This window comes from Glutamicibacter sp. NPDC087583 (assembly GCF_044743685.1).
Lineage (GTDB): Bacteria > Actinomycetota > Actinomycetes > Actinomycetales > Micrococcaceae > Glutamicibacter.
The window spans coordinates 1,294,617-1,303,922 of record NZ_JBIUWY010000001.1 but is presented as its reverse complement, the minus strand read 5'-3'; the positions used below and the strand labels follow the sequence as shown (position 1 = coordinate 1,303,922).

5 protein-coding genes and 2 tRNA genes are annotated in these 9,306 nt (G+C 55.3%); all 7 read left to right on the top strand.

Features of this window, described 5'->3' with window-relative positions; all coding sequences use genetic code 11:
• The first annotated feature begins 201 nt into the window (after positions 1-201).
• Positions 202-2,373, top strand: coding sequence for a hypothetical protein (locus ACIOU9_RS06165; protein WP_402696306.1), 2,172 nt, complete (start codon positions 202-204; stop codon positions 2,371-2,373).
• Between the two features lie 129 nt (positions 2,374-2,502).
• Positions 2,503-3,267, top strand: coding sequence for a fumarylacetoacetate hydrolase family protein (locus tag ACIOU9_RS06160; RefSeq protein WP_402696305.1), 765 nt, complete (start codon positions 2,503-2,505; stop codon positions 3,265-3,267).
• A gap of 101 nt (positions 3,268-3,368) precedes the next feature.
• Positions 3,369-4,874, top strand: coding sequence for a glutamate--tRNA ligase (gene gltX / locus ACIOU9_RS06155; RefSeq protein ID WP_402696304.1), 1,506 nt, complete (start codon positions 3,369-3,371; stop codon positions 4,872-4,874).
• 686 nt (positions 4,875-5,560) lie between these two features.
• A tRNA-Gln gene (locus ACIOU9_RS06150) sits at positions 5,561-5,632 on the top strand.
• A gap of 48 nt (positions 5,633-5,680) precedes the next feature.
• Positions 5,681-5,756, top strand: a tRNA-Glu gene (locus tag ACIOU9_RS06145).
• A gap of 99 nt (positions 5,757-5,855) precedes the next feature.
• Positions 5,856-7,622, top strand: a complete 1,767-nt coding sequence (locus ACIOU9_RS06140; RefSeq protein WP_402696302.1) for a dynamin family protein — start codon at positions 5,856-5,858, stop codon at positions 7,620-7,622.
• On the top strand, positions 7,622-9,265 hold the full coding sequence (locus ACIOU9_RS06135; protein ID WP_402696300.1) for a GTPase: 1,644 nt from the start codon (positions 7,622-7,624) through the stop codon (positions 9,263-9,265). Before ACIOU9_RS06140 ends, ACIOU9_RS06135 begins: the two co-directional genes overlap by 1 nt.
• Positions 9,266-9,306 lie beyond the last annotated feature (41 nt).

Sequence of the window (9,306 nt, the reverse complement as noted above, 5' to 3'; positions counted from 1 at the left end):
TTCGGGTCAGGCTTTTAATGAGTCACATCCAAGGGTGGGACGGCTGGTTCTTATCCTGCCAGCTAGTCCCAGACCAACCACCTCGATACTCACAGGTTTTTAAACCGAATTGGTCATGTGCAAACGCAGTTGCTAGCGTCAGTACGTAGCAGACGCTGCTCCACTGCAAGAAGTTCTGGGGCCGATCGAACGGAGTAATGTTTGTCTGGAGAAGAGCGCAGGGAAACTAGAAGCATTGCAAGACGAAGCTTGCTCGGTCTGGCTGTTGTTGGTGGAACCGCCGCAGGGCTTTCTTTCCTCTTCCCGGACCGTCGGGCCTCTGAGATTAGCGCTCCTTCAGTGACCCCGTCTCCGAGCCCCACGCCGAAACCGACTCCCGATATGCGGTATTTAGCGAATCTGAAGAGTGGGAAAGAAATTAGTGGCCATGAAAAGGTCTTCGGCAGAGCATATTCGACGCTGAAGATTCTAGAGGCGGTACCTCTAACCAACTATCGCAATTCTTCGAAGCTTCGGTTGGCGGTGTCTGTTGTCGGGCATATCAATGAACTGCAAATAATCGATCCCTCCGTCGGCAACACTATTCACACGTTGAATTTGCCCGATGACAGCGGGCACGGAATTGATTCGATGGTTTGGGATGAACCCCGGCAAAGACTTTATGTCAGTGTGGACGGGAGTGTTCTCGCATGGAATCCAGCAATTCCTGAGCAGTTCAATACCTTGGTGGACGTTGAAGGCGCCTCGGTTGCATATGAGCTTCGGCTTGATTCGAGCGGCAATTTGTGGGGAGGAACCTATCCACTCGGCGCAAGCTTCAACTACAACGTCGAAAGCAAGAATCTTCGAGTATTTGATCGTGTAGCCGAAGACACCGACTATATCCGCCGGCTGGCATTGGATGGCCGGGGCAGAGTATGGATGGGAACGGGGTCTCGGAATCCTAGGCTATTCACCTTCGAAGCGGGGAAGCCGGACGCAGTACGTGAAATAAACCTTCCAGTGCATGTGGCCCATGGATTCATTGGGTCGCTTGACCCTATCGGGCACTACCTCGCTGTTACCGTTAGCTCCGTTTCCGAACAATTCATACTCGATACCCGGACGATGAAATGGCACGAGCCAGTGACCCGGGTATGGGCATCGCGCGAGATTTCCAAGTCCAGTGCGGGGAGATTCTTCAGCATCACTTCCGGCCATCTGCATTCAACTGCATTCCAGGGAATGGACGACAAGCAACTCGGAAAAGTCGAGGCGCGCGGCATCTTGTGCATCATTCCGCAGAATGGGCGCATCCTCATCATCAGTACGACAACCGATGGGATTCTCTGCGAAACATTCGATCTGGGTTTGAATCGCGTACGCGCTACCCGCGAAATCAGATTGACCCCGAGCGCCATCAAGATCCAATCGCTGCTCGGACACAGTGACGGAAACATCTATATCGGAGGATACAAGGCGAACGGTGTCGCCGCATTGAATCCGGAAACTGGCGTTCGTTGGAACTCCGGCGATGACGAGCAGGTGATCAACCAGATCGAAGGAATGGTCGAATACAACCAGAACAAGACCTACATCGGTTCCTACGGTAGCGCTGACCTGGTCCTCATGGAAACACCTCAAAACAATGCCGACAGAAAATACGATCGCATTGCACGTCTGATCACAGAGTACTCGCAATCGAGGCCCTTCGGCTGGGCAGCGAATTCATCCAGCGTGTTTGTCGGAACTGTTCCGGAATATGGAGTCTCAGGCGGTGTTCTGGGGAAGATTGATCCTGCTACTGATACGGTCTCTTGGGTTCTTGACGGGGACGGCAAAGGATTCGTTTCAGGCCATTCCATCATCGGGCTAGCCGCCGATGAATCGTATCTCTATGGCACCACTTCGGTACGCAACGGATATGGCGTTGAAGATACGACAAGTCCTGCCAAGGTCTTCAAGATGCACATAGCGTCCCGCAAGATCCTCTGGGAAACAAGTCCTGTGGAATCCGCTGGCGCGTTGTATTCACCTGTGATCATCGGCGGTTGGCTGGCCGTAGCCGATCTGCAAGGTGTAGCCTTGCTGGACTTGGACAGCGGACAGTTGAAGAAACGGCATATCGTCAACAACGTTAAAAACACTTCCTATCGTCCTGGATGGCTAGCTGCAGACGTAAGGGCAACGCCGGATGGGCAGAAGATGGTTCATGCTGCAGGGGGTGGAATAACAGTGATGGATTATGTTGCAGGAACTACTCATTCCGTCGTGTCCACACGAAGCCATGACCGGCACGGCACCAGATTGACCGTTGGTGCCGACGGCCACGTGTACGGGATTCTAAATCAAACCACACTGGTGCAGCTTGCCCTGGCGCCGGAATTGACCTAGCCAAGTTCGCGGCGACGAGCCGAGGTGGATTGCCGTCCGAGGATTTCCTTCCCTTCATTAGCCGTATTTCGCAGTCGCAGTTCCTGCAGTGAAGGAAAAGCCGAGACGTCATAGTTTAGGCTTGTATTCATGCGCATTGCACGATTTGTAGTAGATAGCGACCCGCTGTACGGCGTAGTCGACGGTAACGATATTCATGTTTTGGCTGGAGATCCATTTTTCCAGGGGATCAAGACCACTGGTGCTACGCACTCTTTGGATGATGTTCGGTTGGTAGCGCCGATTATCCCTCGCTCAAAGGTCGTGGGCTTTGGCCGCACGTACCGCGAGCACGCCAAGGAACTTGGAAATGAAGTTCCTGCTGAGCCGCTGATGTTCTTGAAGCCGAATACTTCCGTAGTCGGCCATGGAGACCCCGTCACCCTGCCGGCGTTTTCAAATGAAGTTTCCTTCGAAGGTGAACTTGCCGTGGTGATCGGCCGTATCTGCAAGGACGTTCCAGCCGACAAGGCGCAGGACGTGATCTTCGGCTACACCGTAGCAAACGACCTGACCGCCCGCGATGCTCAGCGCACCGATCCGCAGTGGGCTCGTGCCAAGGGCTTTGACGGTTCTTGCCCGCTGGGCCCGTGGATTGAGACTGAGATTGCCGACCCGGATGATCTGGGAATTATCAGCCGCGTCAATGGAGAGGTTCGCCAAGATGGAACTACCAACGACATGATCTGGCCAGTCAACGAATTGGTTGCTCGTGCTTCCGAAGCTTTCACCTTGCTGCCAGGCGATGTCATCATGACCGGCACCCCGGCAGGCGTCGGCCTAGTCAATACAGGCGACGTTGTAGAAGTGGAAGTCGAAGGTATCGGTTCATTGCGAACCGTCTTCCGTCGCTAGGAACCATCACTGATGTTGTGAGGCTTTCGATCGCTAATGTGATCGGGAGCCTCGCGCTTTAACTGCAAGTTTCTTTGCAGAAGGCATAGAATGAAAACATCATGACTGATCTTTCGTTGATTCCCGTTGTTACCGAAGATACCCCGGTACGCGTTCGTTTTTGCCCATCCCCAACTGGTACCCCTCACGTAGGTTTGATCCGTACTGCCCTCTTCAACTGGGCCTACGCGCGTCACACCGGCGGCAAAATGGTCTTCCGCATCGAAGACACTGATGCCAAGCGTGACTCCGAGGAAAGCTACAACCAGCTTTTGGATGCTCTGGCTTGGTTGGGTATCGATTGGGACGAGGGCGTTAACGCGGGCGGTCCGCATGAGCCATACCGCCAGTCGCAGCGTGGTGAGATCTACGAGGACGTCATTGCCAAGCTTCGCGCTGCAGGCCATGTTTACGAGTCCTACTCGACCCCAGAAGAAGTCGAAGCACGCCACAAGGCAGCCGGCCGTGACCCGAAGCTGGGCTACGACAACTTCGACCGCGAACTGACCGATGAGCAGAAGGCTGCGTTCAAGGCCGAAGGCCGTGAACCGGTATTGCGTGTACGCATGCCGGATCACGACATCACCTTCAACGACCTGGTACGTGGCGAGATCACCTTCAAGGCTGGATCCGTTCCCGACTATGTGGTGGTGCGCGCCAACGGCAAGCCGCTGTACACCCTGGTCAACCCAATCGATGATGCGCTGATGGGCATTACCCACGTACTTCGTGGCGAAGACCTGTTGTCCTCGACCCCACGCCAGGTCGTCTTGTATGCGTTGCTGCACGATATCGGCGTTGCCCAGTACATGCCGCGTTTTGGCCACCTGCCATACGTTATGGGACAGGGCAACAAGAAGCTCTCCAAGCGTGATCCAGAATCCAGCGTATTCTTGCACCGCGACAATGGATTCATCCCGGAAGGCCTGCTGAACTATCTCGCGCTTCTTGGCTGGTCGCTAAGTGCTGATGAAGATATCTTCTCGCGTGAGCAGCTGGTAGAAGCCTTCGATGTAGCAGATGTGTTGTCCAATCCTGCCCGCTTCGATGTGAAGAAGGCAGAAGCAATCAACGGAACCCACGTGCGCATGCTCGAAGCACAGGATTTCCGTGATCGTTTGGTTCCTTACCTGCAGGCCGCTGGCCTGGTGGGCGAAGAACTGACTGAACGTGAAAACGACATCCTGGACCAGGCTGCGCCACTGGTACAGGAACGTATTGCCCTGTTGGGTGAAGCGACCGACATGCTTGAATTCCTCTTCAAGTCTGATGACGAAATTGTCATCGACGAGAAAGCGCTCAAGGGAATGCCGGCAAACCTGGTTGAGGTTGTCGATGCTACTGTCCAGGGCCTCGAAACCCTTACCGAATGGAACGCCGAAACCATCCAGGCAGCACTGCGCACGAAGCTCGTGGACGAACTGGAACTGAAGCCTCGTCAGGCATTCGGACCAGCCCGCGTTGCTATCTCCGGAAACCGCGTATCTCCACCGCTCTTCGAGTCCATGGAAATTCTTGGACGCGAGTCGAGCCTCAAGCGTTTGCGCGCATTTGGTGAGTCCCGCTAGCTATTCGCCGAAAGCCCGGTGAAAAGCACTTTTAACGCCTCGGATGGTTCCAGTCCTATGACTGGTCCTGTCCGAGGCGTTTTCTTTGCGATTGTTGACACACTCGTAGATGTGCGAACGGCCGCAATGCGCGGTTGCTCGTTCATGTCCGAGCCGGATCTGGCGCATCTGTATCCTGAATGACTGACCGGAATTGCGGCAGGTTTTGCGGATGACGGGGCTTATGCCCGGGAGAGGTACATGGCAGGCGGGCTCGCGTTGATGGAACAGCGAGCAGTGCGGATGCCGCGTGCGTACAGTTCGGCAGGATTAACCGCGTCCAGCGAATAAGCCTAAACCCCATTTGTGCCCCGTTCCTTGGCCGGTGCGATGAACTAGAGGGCCTGTCGGCACAGGCGCTTTGCATAGGGGATGACCCTGTTGGCGGCTATCAATGTGCCGTTGGCGCGGGACTCCAGTATTTTCTCACGGACAGTGCCTCACTTCACAAGAATTTCCCTGGCTGGCTAGTGGCGGATTTGGGATGACTGGCAACTGTTCTTTGCTGATTTTCCGCGGATTCTGCCTGGGGTACCGGTCGCGGGGCTCGATTTGTGTACTGAACATTAGGCCGGTATAGTTTTATCTCGTGCTACGGCAGTGGCCGGAATGATGCTCAGCTGAATTCCGGAAAGGCCAAGTCACAGTGGGATATGGTGTAATTGGCAACACAACGGTTTCTGGTTCCGTCATTCTAGGTTCGAGTCCTGGTATCCCAGCGCTTCACCAAAGAGATTTGGTGAGCTGAAGATTTATCTTCAGCATACGGCCCCATCGTATAGCGGCCTAGTACTCCGCCCTCTCACGGCGGCAACACGGGTTCGAATCCCGTTGGGGTCACCACAGTAAAACCGCGGAGAATTCCGCGGTTTTTGCGTTTCCCGGACAAAATCTGCATCAGGCTCGCGGGTTTCCCTGTTGGCATGAGGCAAGATAGTTCTCATGGAGTCGAATTCAGATCTGGCTAAGAGCTCAGGGCAGGAAACTGCCTCGCAAACCGAAATTGGCAGTGATTCCGCGGCGCGTTTGAGCGAGCTCCAGGAGCTGCTCGAAGAGCTTTCCTTTGTAAATGGCCAGCCACGAGAAGCCTCTGCCTTCGAAGAACTGCGCAACAAGGCATTGCATCAAATCTCGGACTACCTGATTCCACGAGTTTCGAATCTCGGCGCACCGCTGCTGCTGGTCGTCGGTGGCTCCACGGGCTCGGGCAAATCGACTCTGGTCAATTCCCTCCTGGGGGAACCCGTCAGTCTCTCCGGCGCTGTGCGTCCGACCACGCGGACTCCGGTCTTGGCTTTCAACCCTGTTGACCAATCCTTCTTTGAATCTGAACGGATTCTTCCCGAACTTAAACGCGTAGCCGGCCGTGGCTTCAATGCACATGCCGGAGCAGCCAGTAACCATGCGCTGTTGATGACGCCTCGTGAGCAGGTTCCACGAGGTTTGGCCATCCTCGATGCCCCGGATATCGACTCGGTTTCCGACGAGAACAGGGAATTGGCGGGCCAGCTTCTGAACGCAGCAGATCTGTGGATTTTTGTCACCACAGCCAATAGATACGCCGATGCTCTTCCTTGGGATATGCTCACCGAAGCCGGCGCACGGAAAATTACCGTCTGCGTCGTCTTGAACAGGGTGCCACCGGGAGCCGAAGACGATATTGTTCCGGATTTGAAACGCCTGTTAAGCGAGAAGGACCTGGATCCGTCGTTGCTGCATGTCCTGAACGAGACGCAACTGGATGACCAGAAATTGATTCCAAGTGAGCACGTGGAACCCTTGCTCGCATGGCTGAACTCATTGGCAGCAGATTCCGCTAAACGGCAGCAGATTGCGGCCCAAACACTTGACGGCGCGTTGCGGCGCGCCACCGCAGATGTCAGTGAGCTTATCGCTGAACTGCAAGAGCAGGAGAAACAGCTCGGTGAATTGCGCGCCCTTACCAATGAGCGCTTTGAGCAATCGTTGGCCAGAATTAGCGATTCCCTCAATGACGGCTCATTGCTGCGTGGCGAAATCCTGGCCCGGTGGCAGGACTTCGTAGGAGCGGGCGAGCTGCTGCGCGGAATCGAAGGCGCCATTGGACGGATGAGGGATCGTGTTGGCGCATTCCTGACTGGAAAACCGCCAGCGACCCATCGTGTTGAACAAGCCATCGAATCAGGCCTGCACATGGTCTTCATTGCCGAGGCAACCAAGGCCTGCCATGACGTTGACAGATCGTGGAAGAACACGCCATTTGGCCAAGCGCTACGCTCTAATCTGCAATCGCCGCGCCCGCCACAGGATCTCAATGAGCAAGCTTCGGAAAGCATCCGGCTTTGGCAAAAAGATGTCTTGGACATGATTCGGCAGGAGGGCGCCGGGAAGCGCAAGACGGCCCGCATGGCGGCATTTGGAGTCAACGGGGTGGCGGTCATCCTGATGGTTGTGGTCTTTGCGTCAACAGCGGGCCTCACCGGTCTGGAAATCGGTATTGCCGGCGGCTCCGCATTGGTAGGGCAGAAACTGCTGGAAGCAATTTTTGGCGAGGATGCGGTACGTCGCATGGCCACCAAAGCCCGCAAGATGCTTGACACCCGGGCACGGGATCTACTGGATAGGACCTCGTCGATCTACCTGGACGAGCTAGCCGCAAAATCGCAGCCGGAGCTTGCCGATCGTTTGGGCAGGATTACCTCAGCCTTGAGTAGCAAAGGGGCTCACTAATGTCCGAGCGCAAGATTCTCAGAGCACTCAGCGGTCTCAACTCTCAAATCAACAGCATCGTGGAAGCGATGCAGCTTGCAGAACCATATCTGGAACCAGAAACCATCGATCTAGCCGCGGACGTTATCACGCGTGCTGAATCTCGGCGCCAGCTTTCATCCGAACATGTGGTTGTAGGACTTTTCGGTGCCACGGGCAGCGGAAAATCAACGATGTTCAACGCTTTGGTAGGGCATGAGTTGGCGGCCACGGGTGTCATCCGCCCGACTACTACTGATACTGTCGCTGCAATCTGGGAACCAGAAGGATCAAGCGAGTTACTGGACTGGCTGGAAGTGACCACTCGTCACGTCATGGGCGATCAGGACAGACGGGCACAACCTGGAAAGAAAAAGAAGTTCGACTCCGGTCTCTTGCTGTTGGACCTACCCGACATGGATTCCACGGCAGTGGATCACCACAAGATTGCTGCTCGTTTGGTGGGCCAGGTGGATTATCTGGTATGGGTGCTTGATCCGCAGAAATACGCCGACGCGTCAATCCACCATGGATATCTCAATTCCTTGCGCAGCCAGCAGGGGAACCTGCTGATCGTCCTGAACCAGATTGACAAGATTGCAGAACAAGAACGCAAGCAAGTTGTCGATTCCTTGCGCGGCATCTTGGCAACGTCCGGCTTGGAGAACCTTCCCATCGTTTGCGCCTCTGCTGCCACGGGTCAAGGGGTCGCAGATGTGCAGGCCAAGATTGCGGCCGCGGCGAAAAACAAGGCACTTTCCACGCGTCGGCTCCGCGCAGATGTTGATCAAGTCATCCACCGCCTGAGTGAGGAACTCCAGGTGGAGAAGGTGCGCCTGCCTAGCCAGCTGCACCAAGCGGAGCTGGAGCGTGTGATCGCAAAAGCGCACGGCGCCCAGTACATTGCTGATGCAGTGGAGACCTCCTACCTGCTTCGGGGTGCTTCGCGAACAGGATGGCCTTTGACCACGTGGCTGGTGAAGCTGCGCAACGATCCGCTGAAGCGGATGAATCTTGGGCGCCGGCATGAAGACCCTGAATTGTCCTTGACTTCGCGGCCAGAGCTTTCTGTAGCGGAGACTGCGGCTATCGAACATGGCATCGACCAGTATGTTTCCGAGGCTTCCAATGATCTTCCGGAAAGCTGGAAAGAGCCACTGCGTGAAAAGGTGCACGCGAATACGGAGGTACTACATGACGGCATCGATGCGGCTATAGCCGGGACACCGCTGGGTGTTGAACGGTCATCCTGGTGGTGGCCGGTAGTTAAAGTCATCCAATGGGTGGCACTTCTTGCGGCCTTGGGCGGCGCCTTGTGGCTCGCGGGCTATCCGGTGGCTGGATACTTCCAATTCGACCTGCCGCAGGCTCCCCGGGTTGAAGGAATCGCTGTCCCGACGCTGCTGGTTTTCATAGGAATACTGCTGGGTATTGTCCTTGGCTTGGCTTGCTCGTTTGTCAACCGAATAGTCGCTAAAGTTAAGCGTAGGAAAGCGTTGAAGAACATTGAACGCTCGGTATCCCACTTGGTCAGGCAGGCCGTGATTGATCCTGTTGACCAGCATTTGGACACCTTCAATAGTTATTCAGCATTGATCACCTCAGCAGCCAAGAAAGCCGATTAGAACTCTGTGACTACAAACCAACCAAACGTCGATGCAACGGT

What these genes read in the sequence shown, in the direction of transcription:
- ACIOU9_RS06160 (WP_402696305.1), top strand. Translation starts at nt 2,503, where the DNA reads ATGCGCATTGCACGATTTGTAGTAGATAGCGACCCGCTGTACGGCGTA.
- gltX (WP_402696304.1), top strand. Translation starts at nt 3,369, where the DNA reads ATGACTGATCTTTCGTTGATTCCCGTTGTTACCGAAGATACCCCGGTA.
- ACIOU9_RS06140 (WP_402696302.1), top strand. Translation starts at nt 5,856, where the DNA reads ATGGAGTCGAATTCAGATCTGGCTAAGAGCTCAGGGCAGGAAACTGCC.
- ACIOU9_RS06135 (WP_402696300.1), top strand. Translation starts at nt 7,622, where the DNA reads ATGTCCGAGCGCAAGATTCTCAGAGCACTCAGCGGTCTCAACTCTCAA.